Here is a 22,390-nt window from a genome sequence, read left to right on the forward strand (position 1 = left end):
TTGTCGTGTACGCTTTATTCAAACCTGAGCTTCTGGAGTTGGCTCGCACCGTTTATCAGCAACATGTCTTGTTTGAGCGTGGTGATATTGCAGCAGAAGAGCTGAATGGCATCCAACTCGAACGCCTCAAGCACACACTCAGGTATGTAAAGGCAGGCTCTCCCTTTTATCGAGATAAACTGCTTTCTCTATCCTCCAGCGCCATAGATTCGCTCGACTGGGATGTATTCCGCAAGCTGCCATTCACTACAAAGAACGATTTGCGCGAAGCGGGTCATGACATAGCCGCCGCGCCACTGCAGAAATCCTGGGTCTACTACGAAACCACGGGTACTACTGGTGCGGCGACACCCTGCCCGCGTAACGAACAGGATTCGATATTCAATAACACGCCACTGATACTTCGTTACGGCGAGTTGTTTCGTGCCCACGGTCAGCAACATATTGTCGGCGTCATGGGCCCTACGGAGTTGCACTCTACCGGCGATACGTTTGAAGTCGTCAGGCGATGGGCCACCGCCTCCCGTTGAAGTCGTGGGTAGTCTTGCGTGCGGAGTCGTGAGTCTCCATACACCAATAAATTACTTGAGGAGCGTGACATGCTCGATTTGACACAAGTACTTACCTATTCAGTGGCGCTGGGTATTGCCGCCGCAATTCCCGGCCCCGGTATGGCAGCGCTGGTAGCGCGGAGCGTTAGCGGTGGCACATTATCGGGCTTTTGCCTGCTGCTTGGATTGATCCTAGGTGACTTGACCTATCTGTCGTTCGCAGTCTTTGGTCTAGCAATGATCGCTGAACACTTCAACGCGCTGTTTCAACTGGTTCGCTGGGGAGCAGCACTGTATCTCTGCTATCTGGCTTGGCAGTTCTGGTTCGCCAACCACCAAGCTATAGAAGTGGGCAAGCCCGCGAAGAGGAAGGAACTACTGTCGGCGGCAATATCCGGACTGACCATTACCCTAGGCAACCCGAAGACCATCGCTTTTTATCTGGCACTTCTGCCGCTGGCGATTAATTTGGAGACGGTCTCGTTACAGACCTGGGCACTGGTGCTGGTACCGCTGACCATTCTGGTGTTGCTGAGTGTCGGAGCGTTGTTCATTTTCGCTGCCATGCGTATCCGGCACTTGCTGTCGGGTCAACGTGCTCAACAGCAGTTATTCCGCGGCGCGGCGACAATCATGGTGGCTGCAGCGGCATCAATGTTGATTCGCTGATTGGTTCCCATCGGAGTGTCGGCCGTTGTGATCCGCCTCCTCCACTTGTCCACCGTCTTTGGATTCAGTCAGTAGTGGGTGGCAAGGACTCGGGTACTCTCTATCGACGCCATGGAACTCGGCTCGGACACGCGGGGTCGTGCGGGAACAACCGTGAAGAATACTTCCCATGGGCATCCTCCTATTGGCGACTCGGGGATGATGCACCACTACAAGTTGGGACTACGCCTCGCGGCTGCACTCAACTCCTGCAACCGCCAGGGGCGGCGTCAACGCAATTTGGTGATCAGGAGCATTGCAATTGACTGCCCAAGTCGAATGCAATTAGGTGGTCAAGTGGATGCAATTACGCATGCAACTCAGCCTCAAGCTCGTGGAGCTTGTTGTGGAGCATTATCTCACGGCCAATTGAAGCTTCTAGTAATGCGCGTTGATGTTCTGCTTCAGATTTGTAGTCCTTTTTCACTGCAGGCTTAGTTTTTTTTAAGGTGCTCGCCTGGATTGCACGGGCCTCATCAATGGCTTGGATCAACAGGGTGTTGGACTCTCTGCCGCTTTTTATTGCACCAGGCTTACGTCCTGCCTCGACGGCAACGGAGTCATTGTTTATCAAAGTACCTTTAGGCACAACTATAGTGGTGTTGCTAAGCATTCGGCTTATTGCTTGGTAGTAATGGCCATGCTTTCTAGTGTTCTCGATCACTGGGTGACCTCTGCGTAGATTCGCTCTAAGTCGTTAAGTTGTGCGATCTCTGAGCGATACTCTAAAGAGGTTACGTCCAGAACAGAAATGAGTTTCTGTTGCTGAGTCATAACAGATTTTATCTTATCAGGAAGTATCGCAGCGTCGGGGCATCCATTGCCCGACACGCATCGTGTTAGGGTAGGGTGTGCTACCATTTCACAACCATTGATACTCGTACACCCGCCTGTAAAAGTCGGGCGCCACGCTTTCCTACCATTTTTGAATTCAGATAGAGTCTTTTCTTTGTCCGAGAGCGTGATCAGGATCGGCGCCCCATAACCTTCTGCGTGTAACACCTTAGCGTGTCCTCCTTTGACCTCATCATGACGCATAAGAACATCCCTGATGTACATGATAGAGTCCAGCTCCGCCAGGTTGTCTTTTGAAAAGTCGTGCATGATATGGTCAGGCGACGGGTTAAAAACGCTACGCACCCTGGACGAGCCGCGAGCATAATAAAGAGACATTTCTACTGAGAGGTGCTTGAGCTGCCTTCTGAGTGAGGAGTGCCGTACCAAGCCACTTTTAGCAGCGTAAACTGCTAGGGAGCGCCGTAGCTGGTGCAACGTAAATGGCCAGGGTTGCCCGACTGCAAAGTTTCCACCAATGTCCCAGTCTTGGAATGGTGCAACCTCTTTCAATTCGTCCAGATCGGCTTGCTGAATGATGATTGGCGGTAGATCTGAATCGTGGTCGATTGAGTTGAGCTTGGAGACTTTGTAGTCCCCGACAATCGATTGCTCAGATCGCGAATTGAGTGTACTGAAATTCAGATAACTCCTGCTAATAAACAGGGGTAGGTCATCGAGATCTGAGTCTTCGATATAAAGCGCTCGTGCTGCGAGCCGGCAAATAGACTGACCGGCCTTAATCGCCGGAACCACGTGTTTGCAGGTGATCCAAGAGGTTAAGAAGCGATGTCGTGTTAACTTCGTACTGATCCCGATTAGGTGCCGGATTCTTCCATAGGGACGCTTCTTAACCCTCAAGCAATTATACTTCAAGCTCTGGGCTTCGCCTCGGCGCATACCGGAATACGCCATTACCTGGAGTGACGCGCAGTACTGTACCAGGCCGAGGAAACCGCTCAGGCTGGCGGCAGAATTAATATTGTATTTTTCTGTCAGTTCAATTAACCCAAGTTCAATGGCGACTCGCTGAAAGTTAGTTGCAGATTTCACCATTGTGTCCGGCACATCGTAATGCCACTCATAGCCGGTGAGGTAGGAATGACAAAGAAGTGAGATGTTGTTGACGCGAACAATCGCTTCTTCGTTTCGAAGGTAGTCGTCAATTACCTCTTGAATGGAGGTCAGCTTTTCGAAAAGTATTCGTGATGGAATGACGGGGTGTTGAAAACCTTCTTGCTTCGGAGATTTCAGATACGGGATGACTTGTCCGGCGGCGGCGGCAAAAACTGAGTGCAACACCTGACCTTTCCGGTACGGTGCTGCCCCTATGTCATATACCGAACTCAGCGTTGAAGAACGCGCCACCATCCAAATCGGCCACGCCCAGGGCTTCAGCCTGCGCAGGATTGCTCGCCTGATCAATAGGTCTCCTTCGACCATCAGTCGAGAGCTGCGCCGCAATCGAGATGTCTGTGGCAGCTACTCGGCCCGCGCGGCCCAGGAGCAGATGAAGGCCCGCCGCCAAGTCTGTCGACCGAGCCGAAAGCTGCTGCCGGGGAGCGAGCGCTTCGAACTGGTGGTTCATATGCTGCGTGAGCGTTTGTCTCCCGAACAGATTGCCGGCAAGCTGCGCCACATGAACATACCTAGCCTCAGAGATGCCTACGTCTGTCGCGAGACGATCTACAACGCGATCTATGCCCTGCCAGTGGGTGAGCTGCGTAAGGAGCTGATCATCTGTCTGCGCCAAGGCAAGACGACGCGCCGGCCGCGCTCTGGTGGCGTGGATCGGCGCGGCCAGATCCCCGAGATGGTCAGTATTCATGTGCGCCCGCCGGAGATTGAAGACAGGCTGATGCCGGGGCATTGGGAAGGCGACCTCATCAAGGGTAAGGCCAACGCCTCGTCCGTCGGTACGCTGGTGGAACGCACCAGTGGGTACCTGATGTTGGTGAAGATGAACGACGCGACGGCGACTTCGGCGCTGGAAGGCTTCAGCGCCGCGCTCAATAGCATGCCGCTGGAGATGCGCAAGAGCATGACTTACGACCAGGGCCGGGAGATGGCGCGACACGCCGAGATCACCCAAAGAACCGGCGTGGCGATCTACTTCTGCGACCCGCACAGCCCCTGGCAGCGCGGCAGCAACGAAAACATCAACGGCCTGATTCGCCAGTACTTGCCCAAGGGCACAGACCTGTCGGTACATAGCCAGGAGGAGCTGGACGCCATTGCGCTGCAACTGAACATGCGACCGCGTAAGCGCTTCGACTTCAAATGCCCAATCGAAGTTATGGACGAGGTGATGCAGAAGGCCATGGCTATGCGGCATGATGCTCCAGTTTCAATTCAATGACCGTGTTGCACTCAGCTCCTGCAACCGCCGGCATTAAAATAATGGCCGAAATTCTCTATGGTGGCCCCACTGATCCTAGTCAGAATGCCTCGGAGTGTTGCGAGATCGCCGGCATATAATCCTTTAGTGATCTTGGTAAGCACGCTTGCGTCGGACAGTACCTCGTACAAGTTGAGACCTGATTCGAAGCAACGCTTCTTCAAACGGTTCAAAACACCATTTGCTGTATGCATGTAGGCGGTGGACAGGTGCTCGTGCCATGGCGAGAATTTCGATAACTGGATTGCGGCCAATATTGTCTTCTGCTGGTGGGTCAGGGCATCCCACTCTAGAGATTTTGGTGATTCTGGCCTTTGAAACCAGCAATTATTGGGGCCGTTAGCAGTAGGGGAGTAAGCCGCGTAGCTCCAGTAGTTATTAACGAATCTGGATAGCGGCTGACCCTCTCTGTCATAAGTCATTACGAAGTCAGGGTCAGGGTTGAAAAAATCAAACCCCTCGGCAGACGCATATACCAGCGACGCCCCAGTCAGTTCGGTCTTGCGTTTGGTATTTGCCCTGCTCACTGTATGACCTCCATCTGGACAAGCATATCGAGTTTGAACTGCCAGTATTCCGTAATCGCCTCGTGCTGAAAAACGTCATGCCGGATATCTTGGACAAGTTTATTCCGGGCTTCGTCGATCGAAGATATTTCTGTGAGTATCCAGTCGACTTTGCGTAACAGCCCGGAGAAAGCGTAATCGAAGCTTTCTTTTGACTTGGCTGCTGGTTCGGAAGCAAGAATCACATATTGCATGCTGATAATTTTACGGATGTCCTCGGCGTCTGCATGCAGCGAAAACTTATCACAGTTCAGACACCCTTCGAAATGTAAGCAGTCCGGTTGAAGAGATACTGTCGGTATTAACGACTTCGGGTCGTTTTCAGCGTTACAATGGCCAATTGGGATGGCTTTCTTTTTGAACTTTCTGAATTCTTTCGAGAAGGCGTTGAAGTATTCCGAAAAATCCTTCTCCCAGTTTTCAATGGTTCCCTTCGAATAGCTTCTGATGACGCTCCTTGGCGAATTTTGAAGTATGGTCGAAGCGGTTTCGGCGCCAACAGCATCGAAGGCGGTACTTCCGTTAATCGCTCGCCACTCGCGGTAATCAATGCCTACAAAATCTGGATAAAGCTGGGCCTGGATGCGCCGGTAGTGCCGGCGTAAAGCATTAACGGGAAGGCGCCGGACTTCGTTGTTCCGATACAGAGAAAGAAAAAGATATTTGTGCTCTCTTCCGTGGAGCAAAAACTTTCGTAGCTCCAGAAATTTTTCGAATGAGCTGAGAGTCTTGGCTCTGATTTCAAAGGAAACCTCTTTGCCATGAGCCCGATACTTAATGGTGCGTAGCTTAGGGGTTTTCTTGTAAATGCAATCCTTGAGTAGTAGGGAGTCGTCCCAAGTAAATGATATAATGGATTCTTCGTTGGCCGAGGTGTTTGCCGTAAACACTGTTAGGTAGGCATCATGCGCCCATTGAGCCAGGGTCACCCGTTGCCAGCAGGAAAAGTCACTATTGGCTTCTTTGAGCTTGAGGCTCTCTTTCTCTAACTTCCCAATGCACCGATCTATTGGTCGTTCCGAAGAGGTGAATGCCCATTGGGTAGCCTCCTCTAACGAATAGATTTGGCCCGTCTTGTAATTCCAGAATTTGCTCTTTCCCCATTCGGGCAGATTCGCGAGCATGCACTCCGTGGCGCCCCAAGATTTGTTGGGTAAAACCCAGACTTTTTCCCTGGGTAACGTAATCTGATGCGGAAATGATCTTTTATTTATGAGAAAGTCGGTGAGCTGATCAAACAGCTTTATGTTTAGAGCGTAGGATTCCCTTATGTCATGATAAGAGGGTGGCTCGGTGATTGAGTCAAGGTTCTTTCTGGATCGCTTGATGCGTTTGACGCCCTCCTGAAAATATGACATGGGCAAATCAAATATCCAGGAGCCTCCCATCATGCAGTGAGTTGTTTCAGTGGCCACCGTATGCTCACCTAATTTCCCATTCAGCAGTTCTTTGCGCAGGTGGCTCACCCGGCTGTCAACCGCATTTTTGTAGGAAGTTGCGTTTGACATTAGGTCAGGAAGATTATTGTTGTCAGCCCATCTTACTAAGTTGCAGAGATTGGAGACGATACCGGTTAATGACTTAGGCCTGTGGGCGCCTGTCAGAAACGATATGGAAATTGAAACCAGTAGTCTTCTTACTGCGTTGAATCTAGAGGGGCTCGAAGGCCTTTGATTGTCCGCAGCCTCAAAAGCGAAAAGGTAGGTGGGCAGCTTGACATCTTCAAATACTAGGTATGATTTTGTGAGGTTAAGGGTATTGATTAAATCCTCAATGTCCGCTAGCCCATGATGGGCTGGGCTAAATTCAATTAGTTTTTTGTAATAAGTTTGCTTGGCCATCTAGAATGATTCCATCAGCGTGGTTTCAATGGCCTCGTAGCCGGCGTTCAAATCTGCAGAAATAATTCGGTAATTCAGGTAGAGGAGAGTTGTCTCAATTTTTGAGTGCCCCATTCTGTCCTTAAGATTATTTAAGGCGCTAATAAAGCTCAATTCGTCCTTATTGATTCTCGCCCAGAGATCCTCTGCGTAGTTCATTCCAAAGGTAGCTCTCAGATCGTGGAAGCGAAATTTAAAGGGAGTGGGGCACTGATCGAGAAGGGGCTGAAGCTCTCGGCGTATGGTTTGTCTAAGCGCATCACCTTTGGGTATGTTCGTATAATCAGCCGTCGCGGCATCATCTTTCGCTGAATAATATGGGATGCCGTCATTGGTGATAAAAATATAGTCGTTCTCTTGGACGCTAGCCGACGCCTTGTTTTTTCGCATTAGGTATCTAGGCGAATCGATGTATACAGCTAGTCGATAATGTAACCACTCAGGAATGTAGAGTACATGTCTCTTGCTTTTCTTTGTGTCAATACCAGTCCCTCGCCCTACTGGCAGTGCAAATTTCCTAGTGCCGTTTTCCTTTGCGTCTCGACGAATATGGTGGGTTCTCAGCGTCAAAACGGTCTGAATTCGTCCACCACTAATGAGGCTAATTAGGCACATCAACTGTAGTTCGGTATTGCCTGTCTGAAGAAGGCAGTTAATGAGGTTCAGCTGTTCCTTTCGGGTGTGTGGTCGCAGAACTCCACCATCGTTAATAGTTCCGTCCTCGGAGGATTTTGCAATTGTCGACTTGGAGCCTCTAAGGCTGTTTTTTGTTATGACTTTTTGATGCTCAAAACCTTTGTCATCCAGATAGCTAACTATCTTTGTGGTTTCGTCCCAGAGCGAGTTTTCTGGTGAGAAGTCGTGCTGTCTACGAAGCCAAGTGTAGAATCCAAAAACGCATCCTAATTTCTTTTCTTTGGTGGACTCCCCCATCTCTCCCGCGTCAACTTTCCTGTTCAGTAAGGCGGCGTAATAGTAAGTCGGTCTTCTGAGTTTGCGAGTCGGGAACTCAAGGTAATTTAGCCCTGCGTCGTTCATTTCGGCCATGAATAGGCGAAGTTCGCGAGCGATGGTCATCAGCGTCTGGGCGTCCACCGTGCCGTTGTGATGGCTCGCTTCGATTTTGCTGAGGAGATACAAATTTCCGTGATGCCAAGGAGCGCCATCGCTCATCAGGAGGGCAGGGTAATGGGTGTACTCCGGTAGCTCTTCTCCTAGCCAGCTCACGAAGGGAAAAGGCTCTCCAGCTGTCCTGGGAAGCGGGTGCCCGTCAGCATCACGCGTCATCGCTGTGCTTAGCGCTAGTCGCCGTAGCTTAAGGATGTTGAGCTGGATGGGTTCGACGGACATTGTGGCTCCTCCTGATGTGTCCATAATGGCAGCACAGAATGGAGTACGATTCAGCCATCCTAAACTGGGGTGTGGCTGGCGCATGCCCAAGCGCGAGTTCTGGCGCTTGCGTGGCCCGATCCTGACCCTGGCCGTGGGGCTGGTGTTGTTTACCGTGGTCGGTGCCGGTTATTTCATCCACTGGCTGCTGCCGACCATCCCCTTGCCGGTGGCCTTCGCCCTGGCGGCGGTGTTGTCGCCTACCGACGCCGTGGCGGTCTCGGCGATTTCCCAGAATCGCCTGCCGACGCCGTTGATGCACATGCTCCAGGGCGAGGCGTTGATGAATGACGCCTCGGGCCTGGTGACCTTCAAGTTCGCCCTGGTGGCGGCGGTCACCGGGGTATTTTCCCTGGCCAATGCCAGCCTGACTTTCGTCCTGGTGGCGGTGGGTGGCCTGGCAGTGGGCGTGGCTCTGAGCTGGCTGGTGGGACGCCTGCGGGCCTGGATGATCGCCCGTGGCTGGGACGATCCGGCAACTCACGTGGTGTTCATGTTGCTGCTGCCGTTCGCCGCCTATGTGCTGGCCGAGCGCCTGGGGGCCTCGGGCATCCTTTCGGCGGTGGCGGCGGGGATGATGCAGAGCTGGCTCGACCTGCTGCCGCGCCAGACCAGCACCCGCCTGCTCAATCGCAGTGTCTGGTCGTTGCTGGAGTTCGCTTTCAACGGCCTGATCTTCCTGCTGCTGGGCCTGCAACTGCCGGACATCATCAAGGCGGTGGTCAGCCACGAGACTTCACTCTGGCCGACCCTGGCCTATCGCTGCCTGGATGTGGTGGCAATCTTCCTGGTGTTGCTGGTGCTGCGTTTCATCTGGGTGCAGAGCATCTGGCGCCTGTCGGGCCTGCTGCGGCGCTGGCGCGGCAAGGGCGAGCTGACCCTGGTGCCCACCGCGCGCTCCTGCTGGCTGCTGACCGTGGGCGGGGTGCGCGGGGCGGTGACGCTGGCCGGCGTGATGTCGGTGCCTCTATTTTTGGGCGCGGGTGAAGCCTTTCCCGAACGTGACCTGCTGATCTTCATTGCCGCCGGGGTGATCCTGCTGTCCCTGGTAGCGGCCTGCATCGCCTTGCCGCTGTTGCTGCGTGGCATCGTCAAGAGCCCTGACGACAAGCGTCGGGGTGAAGTGCGCGATGCCTGGCGCAAGACTGCCGAGGCGGCGATCCATGCGCTCGAAGCCGAGGAGGTCGCCGAGTCCGGCGAGGCTCCGGATGCCGCCCAGGCCGCCCTGAGCAGCGAGCTCAAGGGCCGGTTGATGGCCGAGTATCGGCACCAGCTGGAGGTCTACAACGATTCTGCCGAGGCCCAGGCCCTGGCCCAGCAGATGGACTTGCTGGAGCGGCGCCTGCGGCTCAAGGCCCTGCGGGCGCAACGGCTGGAGCTGTATCGACTGAGCCGCCAGCATCAGATCGGCGACGATGTGTTGCGTGAAGTGCTGGCGGAACTGGATTTGAGCGAGGCGAACCTGGGGCAGGTGAAGTGACTTGCATTTGATGCCGAGCATGGGCTGGGTGGTGATGTTGGCTTGGTGTCGATAGTGTTTGCCTGCCGCCCTTTCCATGAAAGTGGGCGGCAGGCACTAAAGGCCGTCAGAAATCTATCCGGCGTCCCCCCATCTGTGTTTCAGCACCCTCTTCACCGAGGGGTGCCCCTGAGGCGCTGATCGCATTCTGGTTTGCCCATTCCCGCAGCTTTGCAAACTCATCCTTGCGCACTTTACTCATGGGGACCATGCGTGAAATCGTTGCTTCGAAGTCGCTCATCGCCAAATCCTCCGAGGTACTGGAATGACTGACGCGTCTTGAGAAGGCTTCGATCAGGGAGTCAGCTACCCAGGCTTCCAACTCGGCACCGGAAAGCACAACGTTGTTTCCGAAGTTCGCCTCTCCCGCCAGGTTTGCCAGGCGATCCAGGTCAAACCTGCCAGGGTCGCGCTTTAGCTTCTTCAGGTGTATTTCAAGAATCTTTTTCCTTTCCACCGCCGAGGGGAAGTCGACGAAGAATATTTCGTCAAAGCGACCTTTCCTCAGCAGCTCAGGTGGGAGATTGGCAAGGTTGTTGGCCGTGGCGAACACGAAAACCGGTGCGGTTTTCTCTTGCATCCAAGTCAGCAGCGTGCCAAACACCCGAGTGGCGGTGCCGCCATCAGAAGAGCCGCTGGAAGAGCCAGAAAGGCCTTTTTCAATTTCATCGATCCATAGGATGCAAGGTGAAACGGCCTCGGCGGTTTGAAGGGCAGAGCGAATGTTCGATTCTGACGAGCCCACGATGCCTTGGAATATCTTGCCCATATCCAGGCGCAACAACGGCATGTTCCATGATGAAGATACGCATTTTGCAGTCAAGGATTTGCCACAGCCGGGAACACCGGTAAGCAGCAAGCCCTTGGGGGTTCCTACGCCGAACTCTTTGGCGGCCTGGCCAAAACATTGGCCACGTAGATGCAACCACTTTTTTAATGTAGCCAGCCCGCCAACATCGTCGAGGTTGAGCTGGGAGTCTATGTATTCCAGGATGCCGGTCTTGCGGATGATCTGTTTCTTTTCCGCAAGTAGGTCCTTGACTGTATTTTGATCCAACGTCAGGTTGGCGACGAGAGATCGCGACAAGGAGTTATCAATCTCCAGGCTTGTCAGCCCCAATGCCGCGTCAATGAGTTTTTCCCTGTTCTCCAGGGACAGCTCGATCTTGACGTTGTCATTGCTTTTCCAAGTGTCCACGAAACTCTCAATCTGGACTTTTACTTCATCCCTGGAGGGGAGTGGAAAATCAATGAGGGGGCGGCGGCAAAAACTGAGTGCAACACCTGACCTTTCCGGTACGGTGCTGCCCCTATGTCATATACCGAACTCAGCGTTGAAGAACGCGCCACCATCCAAATCGGCCACGCCCAGGGCTTCAGCCTGCGCAGGATTGCTCGCCTGATCAATAGGTCTCCTTCGACCATCAGTCGAGAGCTGCGCCGCAATCGAGATGTCTGTGGCAGCTACTCGGCCCGCGCGGCCCAGGAGCAGATGAAGGCCCGCCGCCAAGTCTGTCGACCGAGCCGAAAGCTGCTGCCGGGGAGCGAGCGCTTCGAACTGGTGGTTCATATGCTGCGTGAGCGTTTGTCTCCCGAACAGATTGCCGGCAAGCTGCGCCACATGAACATACCTAGCCTCAGAGATGCCTACGTCTGTCGCGAGACGATCTACAACGCGATCTATGCCCTGCCAGTGGGTGAGCTGCGTAAGGAGCTGATCATCTGTCTGCGCCAAGGCAAGACGACGCGCCGGCCGCGCTCTGGTGGCGTGGATCGGCGCGGCCAGATCCCCGAGATGGTCAGTATTCATGTGCGCCCGCCGGAGATTGAAGACAGGCTGATGCCGGGGCATTGGGAAGGCGACCTCATCAAGGGTAAGGCCAACGCCTCGTCCGTCGGTACGCTGGTGGAACGCACCAGTGGGTACCTGATGTTGGTGAAGATGAACGACGCGACGGCGACTTCGGCGCTGGAAGGCTTCAGCGCCGCGCTCAATAGCATGCCGCTGGAGATGCGCAAGAGCATGACTTACGACCAGGGCCGGGAGATGGCGCGACACGCCGAGATCACCCAAAGAACCGGCGTGGCGATCTACTTCTGCGACCCGCACAGCCCCTGGCAGCGCGGCAGCAACGAAAACATCAACGGCCTGATTCGCCAGTACTTGCCCAAGGGCACAGACCTGTCGGTACATAGCCAGGAGGAGCTGGACGCCATTGCGCTGCAACTGAACATGCGACCGCGTAAGCGCTTCGACTTCAAATGCCCAATCGAAGTTATGGACGAGGTGATGCAGAAGGCCATGGCTATGCGGCATGATGCTCCAGTTTCAATTCAATGACCGTGTTGCACTCAGCTCCTGCAACCGCCGGGTTATTTCCTTTTGCAGGTCGTTGGCAACTTCAAAGTTAGGTGAAACGATGATGCAGTTGCTTCTATAACCCTGCGAGCGGATATTAATTGCCAAGTCTTTCAGGCGGCGGCGATAAATGGGGTTGGAGCTGGTTGTAAGGTAATTGTGAGCATCGAGGAAGACGAAGATGTTCTTGCTGTTTTCTTCTTTCGCCCTTTCTTCACAGAAGTCCAATGCCAGCTTCAGGTCAAAGGTCTTGTCTCCAGCAACGGCACCGTTTGTCTGGATGCCTAGTGTCGAGTTCCAGAGAAATAAACGATGATTGAGCGACTTGGCGATCTCGCCAAGTTCTGCCACAACACGCTCTTCTTCAGAGGATTCAATGACCAGAATCGCATAGCGTGCTTTTAGATAGTTGGTGATTTGCTGGGTGCGGTTCATGTTGGGCATCTCTTCACTGCCTTGTGCTATTTCTGCTGTATAGGGAGACCGGTCTTGGTCATGCTGAGACCCGAAACAACGAACTCAACGGTTCTTGTTGTTCTAAAAAAATCAATATCTATTCGGTCGGTGGTTTTGATGAGTTGCTTGCTTTGATAAGGATGTATGGCATTGCTGTTATAGCGTCCGGCGAGTGTCAGATCCACGGCCTTGACCACGCGTGTCATGGCCGCGTCTCGAAAGATTTCCTTGGGGGCGTAACCTGTGTAAAGCACCCAATTTTTTCCTCGATGGACGGAGCTGATGAGAGCCTCTATGGCCTGGGCCTGATCGAGTGGTTCCCCGCCGGAGAGGGTCACTCCATCGATTGAATCCAAGGCGTTTATCTGATTGGCCAGATCACTTACAAGAATAGATGTGCCTGTCTTTGAGTCATGGGTGTTTTGATTGAAACAGCCCTTGCAGTTCAACCCGCATCCTTGTACCCACACGACCATTCGCAGTCCGGGGCCGTTGGCACGACTCAGCTCGGTATGATGCAAATGGAGGTACATTTAGAGTCTCGCGCTCAGTATTTGCAGTGTCTGTTCCTCATGTACCACCGTGTATTCTGGTTTCCATTCGGTCAACAGTTCGGCCGTAGGACTGGCCAGCAACGACTCAAGCTCTTCGGTAAGCTTCGTACATATATCGCCTTTTACGCCAAATACCTCTTCTTTGATTTCATTGCCGGAGAGAGTTACGCGGATTCGGTATTCGTAGTTTGAACCGAACTCGATATCAAAGTTGTCTTCTGATTCTTTTAGTCGCGTTGGAATTCCGGAGGCTTCTATGCGCTGCATGGTGTTTTCGATCGCAGCGCTGATATAGGCTCGTTGAAAGCGAGAAGCAAGATTTTTTGTTGTGGATTCATCTTTTTTAAAGAGAGAGGCATGTTCAATGATTAATTTGTAAACATTGTTTTCCATTTTGCATGCGAAGTAGTTGTAGCCACCGTCTGTGGGTGCGCTGATAGCGCGAAATTGGCTACTTCCCATGTAGCCCAAAAGCCGAATTGTTAGTTTGCTGAGAATATTGTATTCGCCAATCAACTCGGTTGTTGGTGTGAGGCCGAGTTTTGTAAATGCTTTTACTATTGTTTCTTCGTCAGTGTAGGTGAACTCGAATTTTGTGCAGTGTGACATGTCATAGCTCCAGTTTTCTACCTGGTCTGATTTCTTCGGCGTTTTTTATGTCGTTCAGAGTGGCGGCCGAAATTTCTATATTTCGGGGGGGCACCGCTGTTTCGGGCTCGACCGAGGGTATTGGGGGCTGTATTGCACCTTGAGGCACAATCACCCGGCGTCTCTGAGAGGCTTTTGCTGCGCTATGATCGCCAAGTAAGCTGGAATCTATCACTTCAAGCAGGCGTTTTATAATCAGGGCTGGGGCTGAAGTAAGCTTTTCATAGAGACTGATGTGCAGCAATGCATCGGTGCCGTCATCGAAGATTAACTTGACGAAGTAGGTCTGGGATTCGTTGCCAACGATGCCTATGTGAGTAATCTGATTAAGCTCGCGCGAATGTTTTTCCCAGCGCTCGCCGTCGAAGAAGGCGATGATCAGCTTGGTTGCTGTGATGATAAAAGCGTTACTACCTCTTCGGATGTCATCGTCATGAAAATTCTGGTAGCTCGCCAGTACTTTTTCTCCAGGGACGACTTGCAGAGAAGATGCGAGGTATTGATTGGCCGAGAAGTCTATATCTTCATGGAGCTTTATAGATTTTGAGTAATGGTAGAGGGTAATTAATGCGCCAATGGTGCTCAGGCTAATTACTATGTAGCTGGAAGGAGTGATAAATATAAGTCCGGCTGCAAGTAAGATTATTGCCCAGAGACTATATTTTACAAGTTTCTGAATTTTGGCTTGTTTTGATCGATAGCCTGAAAATGACTTGCTTGGAATATATTTGCGTCCTGGGATAAACGTAATAACTGCACCCAGGCCAAAAAAATTGCAGTGATAAGGCCAAGTGTCGCAGTTCTGGCTTTATCGATCTGCAAGCCTTCAAGAAACATCAGGGCGCCACCAGCACATAAAACAGGAGAGGTTGCAGCAATGGCCAAGCCATAGACCTTTCCCTTTGTTTCTATGAGCATCTTCCATAGGGGAATAGTTGTTATCACTCCCTCTCTCCTTGATGGGAAAAATTAGCGTTTTTGATGTGATGATTTCGCGTTAAATACCTGGCGTATTTTACACAGAGAGATAATAAAAAGAATGGGGGCTGGCACCCGGTATCGGTAATGGAAGCTACGAAAAAGTGTCGATATCAATCAGACCGTGATGCTCGCCTTCAAGGTGTACTGGCTAGAGGTCGCTATTGATGGCCGAGATTGCAGGCCGGTGTCCGGTGGCTGGATGTGGGGGCAGGCTCAGGAGCAATGTTCAGATGGTGCTGGGGGAAGGGGCTCACGAACAGGTCCGTGAGAACGCCAGCAGCCTTTTGGAAAGAGGGGCTATCGGAGAAGGCGCTCTGGCGGGCAGTCAGGGGCGCACCAGGCGCTTCTCGGGCGAGGCCTTCTACAACAGGGTGTATCTCATATCACTTGCGGCGTAACACGAAATCGCGAATCCGCTCGGCAGCCTCGACGCATTCGGCCAGTGGTGCCACCAGGGCCATGCGCACGCGGCCGGCGCCGGGGTTGGTGCCGTCCACATCGCGGGAAAGATAGGAGCCCGGGACCACGGTCACGTGTTCCTGTTCGAACAGGTCGCGGCAGAACGCTGCGTCATCACCGGCCACGTTCGGCCACAGGTAGAAACTGCCGTCCGGGCGCTGCACGTCCATCACTGGTGTAAGGATTGCCAATACCGCATCGAATTTCTCGCGGTACAGCGCACGGTTGGCCCGCACGTGGACTTCGTCGTTCCAGGCGGCGACGCTGGCCAGTTGGGTCTGCACCGGCATGGCGCAGCCGTGGTAGGTGCGGTACAGCAAGAAGCCCTTGAGGATCTCGGCATCGCCGGCGACGAAGCCCGAGCGCAGGCCTGGCAGGTTGGAGCGCTTGGACAGGCTGTGGAACACCACGCAGCGCTTGAAGTCCTTGCGGCCCAGCTCGGCGCAGGCGCTGAGCAGGCCGGGCGGCGGCGATTGCTCGTCGAAATACAGTTCGCTATAGCATTCGTCGGCGGCGATCACAAAGTCATGCTCATCGGCCAGGGCGATCAGCTTCTTCAAGGTCGCCAGCGGAATCAACGCGCCGGTGGGGTTGCCCGGCGAGCACAGAAACAGGATCTGGCAGCGTTGCCAGATCTCGGCCGGTACCGCGTCGAAGTCCGGGTTGAAGCCGTTCTCGTCCAGGCAGGGCAGGTAGTGCGGCTTGGCCCCGGCCAGGAAGGCCGCGCCCTCGTAGATCTGGTAGAACGGGTTGGGGCTGACCACCAGGGCGTCCTCGCCACGGTTGACCACGGTCTGGGTGAAGGCGAAGAGCGCCTCGCGGGTACCGTTCACCGGCAGCACGTTACGCGCCGGGTCGATCCAGCCCTCCGGCACGCCGAAGCGCCGCTCGCACCAGGCGCCGATGGCTTCGCGCAGGGCGGGGATGCCCAGGGTGGTGGGGTACACCGCCATCTGGTCGAGGTTGTTGGCCAGGGCCTCGGCGACGAAGCTCGGCGAACGGTGCTTGGGTTCACCAATGGATAGGGCGATGGGCCGCTTGCCAGGGTTGGGAGTGACGCCGCCGAGCAAGGCGCGGAGCTTTTCGAACGGATAAGGTTGCAACTGGTTCAGAGCGTTGTTCATCGATGCGGGGTCTCAATCAAAGCGTCGGTTCATGACCTGTCAGATGCTCAGGCGGGTCATTTCGATAGTCGGTTCATGGCTGACGCTCAACTGGCTGACGATCGCATCCTGCAGGCGACTGCACAGCTGGGGGTCGGAAAGGGGCTGGTTGTGCGCGTCGGTAATGAAGAACACGTCTTCCACGCGCTCGCCCAGGGTGGCGATCTTGGCGTTTTGCAACGACAGGTCGAATTCCAGGAAGATCTTGCCAATGCGCGCCAGCAGGCCTGGGCGATCGGGAGCGCTGAGCTCGAGCACCGTCACCGGACGCTGGGCGTCGTTGTGGATGGTCACCTCGGGAGCAAAGGCGAAGTGCTTGAGTTGGCGCGGCACCCGGCGCTTGATGATGGTCGGGTAGTCGTCGGGGTTGCGCAGGGCATCGGTCAGGCCCTTGCGGATCTGCTCGACCCGCTCTGGGTTATTGCCGATGGATTCGCCGTCGTTGTCCAGGACGATATAGGTGTCGAGGGTGAACTGGCTGCTGGAGGTGATGATCCGGGCGTCATGGATGTTCAGGTTGAGCTGGTCCATGGCGGCCACGGTCACCGCGAAGAAGTCGTGCTGGTCGGGCGCGTAGATGAAGATCTGGGTACCGCCTTCGAACTCGCGTTGGGTGATTTCCTTGATCAGCACCAGCGGGCCGCCGTCGGCCGGTTGCTGGAGGATGGCGTCACTGTGCCAGGCGACGTCGCCGGCGGTATGGCGCAGGAAATAGTCGTCCCCCAGTTGCGACCAGAGTTGTTCCACTTCGTCCGGGTCGGTGCCATTGCGTACCAGGATGTCCAGGGCTGCGCTCTGGGTCTGGCGGATCTGTTCCTCGCGATCCACCGGGTTTTCCAGGCCGCGACGCAGGGCGCGCTTGGTCTCGGTGTAGAGCTGGCGCAGCAGACTGGCGCGCCAGGAGTTCCACAGGGTCGGGTTGGTGGCGTAGATGTCGGCCACGGTCATGACGTAGAGGTAGTCCAGGCGAGTCTGGTCCACCACGATCTGGGCAAAGTCGTGGATCACCTGCGGATCGGACAGGTCCTTGCGCTGGGCCGTGGTGGACATCACCAGGTGGTTCTGTACCAGCCACACGATCAGCCGGGTGTCCCACAGTGGCAGTTGGTGGCGGATGCAGAAGGCCTCGGCATCCACGGCACCGATTTCCGAGTGATCGCCGTGACGGCCCTTGCCGATGTCGTGATAGAGGCCAGCCAGGTAGATCAGCTCCGGCTTGGGCAGCTTGCCCATGAGCTTGCTGGCCAGCGGGAATTTCTCGGAAATGGGCGTGTACTGCAGCTTGCGCAGGTGCTTGATCAGGTTCAGCGTGTGGGCGTCCACGGTATAGATGTGGAACAGGTCGTGTTGCATCTGCCCGACGATGAAGCCGAACTCGGGCAGGTAGCGTCCGAGAATGCCGTAGCGGTTCATCCGGCGCAGGTTGCGATGGATGCCGATCTCGCATTTGAACAGTTCGATGAACAAGCTGGTGTTGCGGATATCGTGGCGGAAGTCGTCATCGATCAGGTGCCGGTGCTCACGTAGCAGGCGGATGGTGTCGGCGCGCACACCCTTGATTTCCGGGTGCTGGGCCATCAGCACGAAGATCTCCAGCATGGCGAATGGCGTGCGCTTGAACACGTTGTCGTTGATCGCCTCGATATAGCCATCGTGCAGTTGGAAGCGCGCGTTGATCGGTTGTACTGGCGCGGCATCCTCCGGGGCGAGGATCACTTCTTCGAAGTGCTGGATGATCAGGTCGCTCAGTTGGGCGATGCTCATCACCACGCGGTAGTACTGTTGCATGAAGCTTTCGATGCTCTGCTTCGCGTCGTCGCCTTCGAACCCCAGGAGGGAAGCGATAGAGCGCTGGTGATCGAGCAGCAGGCGGTCCTCGGCGCGTCCGGCGAGCATGTGCAGGGCGTAGCGTACGCGCCACAGGAATTCCTGGGAGGCGGCCAGCAGCGCATTCTCGTTTTCCAGCAGGAATCCTTCTCCCGCCAGGGCTCGCAGGTTCAGGGTGCCGTACTGGCGCCTGGCGACCCAGAGAATGGTCTGGATATCGCGCAGGCCGCCGGGCGAGCCCTTGACGTTGGGTTCCAGGTTGTATTCGGTGTCGTTGTACTTGTGGTGGCGAGCCTTCTGTTCCGCGCGCTTGGCGAGGAAGAAATCCTTGCTTGGCCACATGTGTTCGGTGCTGGTGACGTCCAGCATGCGTTGGCGCAGGCGCTCGGGGCCGGCGATGGTGCGGCTTTCCATCAGGTTGGTGATGACCGTCAGGTCCGAGCGGGCCTGTTCGGCGCACTCGTCCACCGAACGCACGCTTTGCCCGACTTCCAGGCCAATGTCCCAGAGCAGGGTGAGGAAGCGTTCGATGGAGTCGCGAAAGATTTCATGATCGGCCTGGTCCAGGAGGATCAGCAGGTCGATGTCCGAATAGGGGTGCAGCTCGCCGCGACCGTAGCCTCCGACAGCCACCAGGGCAATGTCGGCCTCTTCGCTCCATTTGAACTGATCCCAGGCCTTTTGCAGGATGTTGTCGATGAACCAGGCGCGATCTTCGATGAGCCGGCGGATTTCCCGACCGCTGCGAAAGCGGTTGTCGAGCACTTCCCGTGCCTGGCGGATGGCTTTCTTGAAGGCCGCGATGGGGCTGGCCTTCAGGGCCAGTTCCGCCTGGAACTGGCCGCGGTCGAAGAGTTCGGGATCCACCTGCGGCATCGATTGGCTTTCCTTTCTATCTATAAGGTCGGGACGCGGCGTGTTGGGTCAGGCGGACACTCGGGCAATGGTGTCGTCGCTGCGCAAGGTAAAGATCTCGTAGCCGGTCTCGGTCACCAGCAGCGTGTGTTCCCACTGCGCCGACAGCTTGCGGTCCTTGGTGATGGCGGTCCAGCCGTCGCCCAGGACCTTGGTGTCGGCCTTGCCCTGGTTGATCATGGGTTCGATGGTGAAGGTCATGCCAGCCTTGAGTTCCATGCCGGTGCCCGCGCGACCGTAGTGCAGGATCTGTGGTTCTTCGTGGAATACCTTGCCGATGCCGTGGCCGCAGAATTCGCGAACTACGGAGAAGCCGTTCTTTTCCGCGTGCTTCTGGATCACTTCGCCGATATCGCCCAGGCGGCAGCCCGGCTTGACCAGCTCGATGGCCTTGTACATGCATTCCTGGGTGATCTGCGACAGGCGTTCGGCCCAGACGGGTACGGTGCCGACGTGGAACATGCGGCTGGTGTCACCGTGGTAGCCGTCCTTGATGACGGTGACATCGATGTTCAGGGTGTCACCGTCCTTCAGCGGCTTCTCGTTGGGAATACCGTGGCACACCACGTGGTTGATCGAGGTGCAGATGGACTTCGGGAAGCCCTTGTAGTTCAGGGGGGCCGGGATCGCACCCTGCACGTTGACGATGTAGTCGTGGCAGATGCGGTCCAGTTCTTCGGTGGTGACGCCGGGTTTGACATGCTCGGCAATCATTTCCAGCACTTCGGCGGCCAGTTTGCCGGCGACACGCATTTTAGCGATGTCCTCGGGAGTTTTGAGGGTGACGGTCATACAGGCTCTCTTGACGCTCAGGGCGCGGTAAACACGGAATGGCTAGAAAACTCGCCTGCCCAAGGCTCGGCCCGAGGCTGGACAGCGAGGTTTCAGAAGCCGCAAAGATGAGATTCTAACAGAGGCACGGCCTAAATCTGAGGTTCTGCCGGCGCTTGCTTCTATACAGTGTTGCATTTGAGGCGAACCCAATGGCCGTGCAAAAGAACAGGCTGATCGGTGGGTGCGAATCCGGGTTCCGTTTTCGCCCTTGCTGTGGTATAAAATGCGCCGCTTTCCGGGGATGACCTCGAAAAGCACAAACCCACACACGTGTCGACACGATGACCTGGGTGCCCTCAGCCTAAGCTGTTGGTTGGTCATTGGGATACGTGGAGGCCTAACCCGACTTATTAAGGAACTATCATGTCCCAAGTCAACATGCGCGATATGCTGAAGGCCGGTGTGCACTTCGGTCACCAAACCCGTTACTGGAATCCGAAAATGGGCAAGTACATTTTCGGCGCGCGCAACAAGATTCACATCATCAACCTGGAAAAAACCCTGCCAATGTTCAACGAGGCTCTGACCTTCGTAGAGCGTCTGGCCCAGGGCAAGAACAAGATTCTGTTCGTCGGCACCAAGCGTTCCGCTGGCAAGATCGTTGCTGAAGAAGCAGCACGTTGCGGTTCGCCGTACGTCGATCACCGCTGGTTGGGCGGCATGCTGACCAACTACAAGACCATCCGTGCCTCGATCAAGCGTCTGCGTGACCTCGAAGTCCAGGCTGAAGACGGTACTTTCGCCAAGCTGACCAAGAAAGAGGCGCTGATGCGCTCTCGCGATCTGGAAAAGCTGGATCGTTCCCTGGGTGGTATCAAGGACATGGGCGGTCTGCCTGACGCGCTGTTCGTAATCGACGTTGATCACGAGCGCATCGCGATCACCGAAGCCAACAAGCTGGGTATCCCGGTCATCGGCGTTGTCGATACCAACAGCAGCCCAGAAGGCGTTGACTACATCATTCCAGGTAACGATGACGCCATTCGCGCCATCCAGCTGTACATGGGTTCGATGGCTGATGCCGTGATCCGTGGTCGCAACAACGTTGCTGGCGGCACCGAAGTGTTCGAAGAAGCTGCAGCACCGGCGGCTGAAGCCTGAGTAACTGACGCTTAGCGTTTACTCAGTACGCAAAAAGGGGGCTTGGCCCCCTTTTTGCCAACTCGAAAATCATTTCGTCGTAGCGCCCCGACAGTATCTGTAATGCGCGGCTGCTATGAAGTGATTCGGGGTAGTGCCCAAGAATTGAGCGCCCGTTCGATCGGGTGGAATGGTTGAAAACCTATCCAAGAGGATTTTGAAAATGGCAGAGATTACTGCAGCGCTGGTTAAAGAACTGCGCGAGCGTACCGGCGAAGGCATGATGGACTGCAAGAAAGCCTTGACCAAGGCTGGCGGCGACATCGAGAAAGCCATTGATGACATGCGTGCTTCCGGCGCGATCAAGGCTGCCAAGAAAGCAGGCAACGTTGCTGCTGAAGGCGCTATCGCCATCAAGGACGACGGTAAAGCCGCCGTTCTGCTGGAAGTTAACTCGCAGACCGACTTCCTGGCTCTGCAGGATGACTTCAAGGCATTCGTCGCTGCCAGCGTTGAAAAAGCCTTCGCTGACAAGCTGACCGATGCAGCTCCGCTGATCGAAGCTCAAGAAGCTGATCGCCTGATCCTGGTTGGCAAGACTGGCGAAAACGTCAACATCCGTCGTCTGGCTCGCGTTGAAGGTGACGTGGTCGGTACTTACCTGCACGGTAACAAGATCGGTGTTGCTGTTGTCCTGAAAGGCGGTTCCGTAGAACTGGCCAAAGACATCGCCATGCACGTAGCTGCCAGCAACCCTGAGTTCCTGCTGCCATCGCAAGTTTCCGCCGAAGCCATCGAGCGCGAAAAAGGCGTCTTCCTGCAGTTGAACGAAGACAAGATGAAAGGCAAGCCAGCCGACATCGTTGAAAAAATGATCGCTGGTCGTATCAGCAAGTTCCTGGCCGAGGCCAGCCTGGTTGAGCAAGCTTTCGTCAAGGATCCAGAAGTCACCGTTGGTGCTCTGGCCAAGAAAGGCGGCGCTGAAATCGTTTCCTTCACTCGCTTCGCCGTAGGCGAAGGCATCGAGAAGAAAGAAGACAACTTCGCCGAAGAAGTTGCTGCACAGCTGGCTGCTGCCAAGCAACAGTAAGACGGTTTTACAACTGTCGCCCGAAAGAGGCTGCCCGCTCACGCGCGCAGCCTCTTTTCAAATGGGCGGGGCAATTTAGTTTCCCGCTCCCGGAACCGGCCCGCAAAGTCGTGTTCTGATGGCGCTGTGACAGCGTCAAGCTAGAGTGAAAGCTGACTGAAAACAGTCCGCAAAGAATT

Annotated in this window: 20 protein-coding genes and 2 pseudogenes; 8 read left to right on the forward strand and 14 right to left on the reverse strand. The window is 55.0% G+C overall.

Annotation, left to right across the window (positions count from 1 at the left end; all coding sequences use genetic code 11):
* Positions 1-5: 5 nt before the first annotated feature.
* Both ATY02_RS07095 and ATY02_RS07100 read left to right on the forward strand, forming a co-directional pair.
* Positions 6-530: a hypothetical protein gene (locus ATY02_RS07095; protein ID WP_228022254.1), complete on the forward strand. Its 525-nt coding sequence runs from the start codon at positions 6-8 to the stop codon at positions 528-530.
* A gap of 69 nt (positions 531-599) precedes the next feature.
* Entirely contained in the window at positions 600-1,220 is a 621-nt protein-coding gene (locus tag ATY02_RS07100) for a LysE family translocator (protein ID WP_034055845.1), read from the forward strand.
* Between the two features lie 5 nt (positions 1,221-1,225).
* Here ATY02_RS07100 and ATY02_RS35915 read toward each other — a convergent pair.
* The 3 genes and pseudogenes from ATY02_RS35915 to ATY02_RS07110 all read right to left on the reverse strand — a co-directional run.
* Positions 1,226-1,391, reverse strand: a pseudogene (locus tag ATY02_RS35915) (IS481 family transposase); the annotation flags it as partial.
* 175 nt (positions 1,392-1,566) lie between these two features.
* Positions 1,567-1,872, reverse strand: a complete 306-nt coding sequence (locus tag ATY02_RS07105; protein WP_068585681.1) for a hypothetical protein — start codon at positions 1,870-1,872, stop codon at positions 1,567-1,569.
* 47 nt (positions 1,873-1,919) lie between these two features.
* Positions 1,920-3,395 carry a hypothetical protein gene (locus tag ATY02_RS07110; protein WP_068605482.1) on the reverse strand — a complete coding sequence of 492 codons (1,476 nt, stop codon included), beginning with the start codon at positions 3,393-3,395 and terminating at the stop codon, positions 1,920-1,922.
* Between the two features lie 28 nt (positions 3,396-3,423).
* Here ATY02_RS07110 and ATY02_RS07115 point away from each other — a divergent pair, with 28 nt between their 5' ends.
* On the forward strand, positions 3,424-4,452 hold the full coding sequence (locus ATY02_RS07115) for an IS30-like element ISPsp8 family transposase (RefSeq protein ID WP_058182715.1): 1,029 nt from the start codon (positions 3,424-3,426) through the stop codon (positions 4,450-4,452).
* A gap of 11 nt (positions 4,453-4,463) precedes the next feature.
* Here ATY02_RS07115 and ATY02_RS07120 read toward each other — a convergent pair whose 3' ends face one another.
* The 3 genes from ATY02_RS07120 to ATY02_RS07130 are packed head-to-tail and all read right to left on the reverse strand — an operon-like array spanning position 4,464 to position 8,287.
* Complete coding sequence (locus ATY02_RS07120; protein ID WP_068605590.1) at positions 4,464-5,018, reverse strand: hypothetical protein; 555 nt, start codon at positions 5,016-5,018, stop codon at positions 4,464-4,466.
* The gene (locus ATY02_RS07125; protein ID WP_068585674.1) at positions 5,015-6,898 is read right to left on the reverse strand and encodes a hypothetical protein; all 1,884 of its coding nucleotides are present in this window, start codon (positions 6,896-6,898) and stop codon (positions 5,015-5,017) included. The genes ATY02_RS07120 and ATY02_RS07125 overlap by 4 nt, the downstream gene beginning before the upstream one ends.
* Complete coding sequence (locus ATY02_RS07130) at positions 6,899-8,287, reverse strand: site-specific integrase (RefSeq protein WP_164823630.1); 1,389 nt, start codon at positions 8,285-8,287, stop codon at positions 6,899-6,901.
* 73 nt (positions 8,288-8,360) lie between these two features.
* Here ATY02_RS07130 and ATY02_RS07135 point away from each other — a divergent pair.
* Positions 8,361-9,806, forward strand: a pseudogene (locus tag ATY02_RS07135) (Na+/H+ antiporter); the annotation flags it as partial.
* Positions 9,807-9,912: 106 nt separating this feature from the next.
* On the opposite strand, the gene ATY02_RS07140 reads toward ATY02_RS07135, so the two are convergent.
* Entirely contained in the window at positions 9,913-11,043 is a 1,131-nt protein-coding gene (locus ATY02_RS07140; protein WP_228022255.1) for an AAA family ATPase, read from the reverse strand.
* A gap of 114 nt (positions 11,044-11,157) precedes the next feature.
* Here ATY02_RS07140 and ATY02_RS07145 point away from each other — a divergent pair, with 114 nt between their 5' ends.
* Positions 11,158-12,186 carry an IS30-like element ISPsp8 family transposase gene (locus ATY02_RS07145; RefSeq protein WP_058182715.1) on the forward strand — a complete coding sequence of 343 codons (1,029 nt, stop codon included), beginning with the start codon at positions 11,158-11,160 and terminating at the stop codon, positions 12,184-12,186.
* Here the strand turns inward: ATY02_RS07145 and ATY02_RS07150 are convergent.
* Genes ATY02_RS07150 through ATY02_RS07160 form a run of 3 tightly spaced genes read right to left on the reverse strand, consistent with a single transcriptional unit; the run spans position 12,175 to position 13,823 of the window.
* Positions 12,175-12,639 (reverse strand): hypothetical protein, encoded by a 465-nt coding sequence (locus tag ATY02_RS07150; protein ID WP_228022256.1) that lies wholly within the window; start codon positions 12,637-12,639, stop codon positions 12,175-12,177. The genes ATY02_RS07145 and ATY02_RS07150 overlap by 12 nt on opposite strands.
* A 26-nt stretch (positions 12,640-12,665) precedes the next feature.
* Positions 12,666-13,193 carry a 4Fe-4S single cluster domain-containing protein gene (locus tag ATY02_RS07155; RefSeq protein ID WP_068580433.1) on the reverse strand — a complete coding sequence of 176 codons (528 nt, stop codon included), beginning with the start codon at positions 13,191-13,193 and terminating at the stop codon, positions 12,666-12,668.
* Entirely contained in the window at positions 13,194-13,823 is a 630-nt protein-coding gene (locus tag ATY02_RS07160) for a DUF2997 domain-containing protein (protein WP_068580431.1), read from the reverse strand. It abuts the gene before it with no gap.
* A gap of 352 nt (positions 13,824-14,175) precedes the next feature.
* Between ATY02_RS07160 and ATY02_RS35920 the strand changes: the two genes are divergently transcribed.
* Positions 14,176-14,409, forward strand: a complete 234-nt coding sequence (locus ATY02_RS35920; RefSeq protein ID WP_068607865.1) for a hypothetical protein — start codon at positions 14,176-14,178, stop codon at positions 14,407-14,409.
* Positions 14,410-14,525: 116 nt separating this feature from the next.
* Here ATY02_RS35920 and ATY02_RS35925 read toward each other — a convergent pair whose 3' ends face one another.
* The 4 genes from ATY02_RS35925 to map form a co-directional block, all read right to left on the reverse strand.
* Positions 14,526-14,807, reverse strand: coding sequence for a hypothetical protein (locus ATY02_RS35925; RefSeq protein WP_228022257.1), 282 nt, complete (start codon positions 14,805-14,807; stop codon positions 14,526-14,528).
* A gap of 419 nt (positions 14,808-15,226) precedes the next feature.
* Positions 15,227-16,426, reverse strand: a complete 1,200-nt coding sequence (dapC, locus tag ATY02_RS07170) for a succinyldiaminopimelate transaminase (RefSeq protein WP_068580429.1) — start codon at positions 16,424-16,426, stop codon at positions 15,227-15,229.
* Positions 16,427-16,465: 39 nt separating this feature from the next.
* Positions 16,466-19,168, reverse strand: a complete 2,703-nt coding sequence (locus ATY02_RS07175; RefSeq protein WP_068580427.1) for a [protein-PII] uridylyltransferase — start codon at positions 19,166-19,168, stop codon at positions 16,466-16,468.
* Positions 19,169-19,216: 48 nt separating this feature from the next.
* Positions 19,217-19,999 carry a type I methionyl aminopeptidase gene (map, locus tag ATY02_RS07180; RefSeq protein ID WP_068580424.1) on the reverse strand — a complete coding sequence of 261 codons (783 nt, stop codon included), beginning with the start codon at positions 19,997-19,999 and terminating at the stop codon, positions 19,217-19,219.
* Between the two features lie 405 nt (positions 20,000-20,404).
* Between map and rpsB the strand changes: the two genes are divergently transcribed.
* Both rpsB and tsf read left to right on the forward strand, forming a co-directional pair.
* Positions 20,405-21,142 carry a 30S ribosomal protein S2 gene (gene rpsB / locus ATY02_RS07185; protein WP_058434568.1) on the forward strand — a complete coding sequence of 246 codons (738 nt, stop codon included), beginning with the start codon at positions 20,405-20,407 and terminating at the stop codon, positions 21,140-21,142.
* A 202-nt stretch (positions 21,143-21,344) separates the two neighbouring features.
* Positions 21,345-22,211 (forward strand): translation elongation factor Ts, encoded by an 867-nt coding sequence (gene tsf, locus ATY02_RS07190; RefSeq protein ID WP_022642576.1) that lies wholly within the window; start codon positions 21,345-21,347, stop codon positions 22,209-22,211.
* Positions 22,212-22,390 lie beyond the last annotated feature (179 nt).

Source organism: Pseudomonas sp. BIOMIG1BAC (assembly GCF_001705995.2).
Lineage (GTDB): Bacteria > Pseudomonadota > Gammaproteobacteria > Pseudomonadales > Pseudomonadaceae > Aquipseudomonas > Aquipseudomonas sessilinigenes.

Coding starts and splice junctions, on each gene's coding strand:
- rpsB (WP_058434568.1), top strand. CDS start 20,405: ATGTCCCAAGTCAACATGCGCGATATGCTGAAGGCCGGTGTGCACTTC.
- ATY02_RS07105 (WP_068585681.1), bottom strand. CDS start 1,872: ATGCTTAGCAACACCACTATAGTTGTGCCTAAAGGTACTTTGATAAAC.
- map (WP_068580424.1), bottom strand. CDS start 19,999: ATGACCGTCACCCTCAAAACTCCCGAGGACATCGCTAAAATGCGTGTC.
- ATY02_RS07125 (WP_068585674.1), bottom strand. CDS start 6,898: ATGGCCAAGCAAACTTATTACAAAAAACTAATTGAATTTAGCCCAGCC.
- ATY02_RS07100 (WP_034055845.1), top strand. CDS start 600: ATGCTCGATTTGACACAAGTACTTACCTATTCAGTGGCGCTGGGTATT.
- ATY02_RS07155 (WP_068580433.1), bottom strand. CDS start 13,193: ATGTACCTCCATTTGCATCATACCGAGCTGAGTCGTGCCAACGGCCCC.
- ATY02_RS07115 (WP_058182715.1), top strand. CDS start 3,424: ATGTCATATACCGAACTCAGCGTTGAAGAACGCGCCACCATCCAAATC.
- ATY02_RS07145 (WP_058182715.1), top strand. CDS start 11,158: ATGTCATATACCGAACTCAGCGTTGAAGAACGCGCCACCATCCAAATC.
- ATY02_RS07150 (WP_228022256.1), bottom strand. CDS start 12,639: ATGAACCGCACCCAGCAAATCACCAACTATCTAAAAGCACGCTATGCG.
- ATY02_RS07175 (WP_068580427.1), bottom strand. CDS start 19,168: ATGCCGCAGGTGGATCCCGAACTCTTCGACCGCGGCCAGTTCCAGGCG.
- ATY02_RS07160 (WP_068580431.1), bottom strand. CDS start 13,823: ATGTCACACTGCACAAAATTCGAGTTCACCTACACTGACGAAGAAACA.
- dapC (WP_068580429.1), bottom strand. CDS start 16,426: ATGAACAACGCTCTGAACCAGTTGCAACCTTATCCGTTCGAAAAGCTC.
- tsf (WP_022642576.1), top strand. CDS start 21,345: ATGGCAGAGATTACTGCAGCGCTGGTTAAAGAACTGCGCGAGCGTACC.
- ATY02_RS07130 (WP_164823630.1), bottom strand. CDS start 8,287: ATGTCCGTCGAACCCATCCAGCTCAACATCCTTAAGCTACGGCGACTA.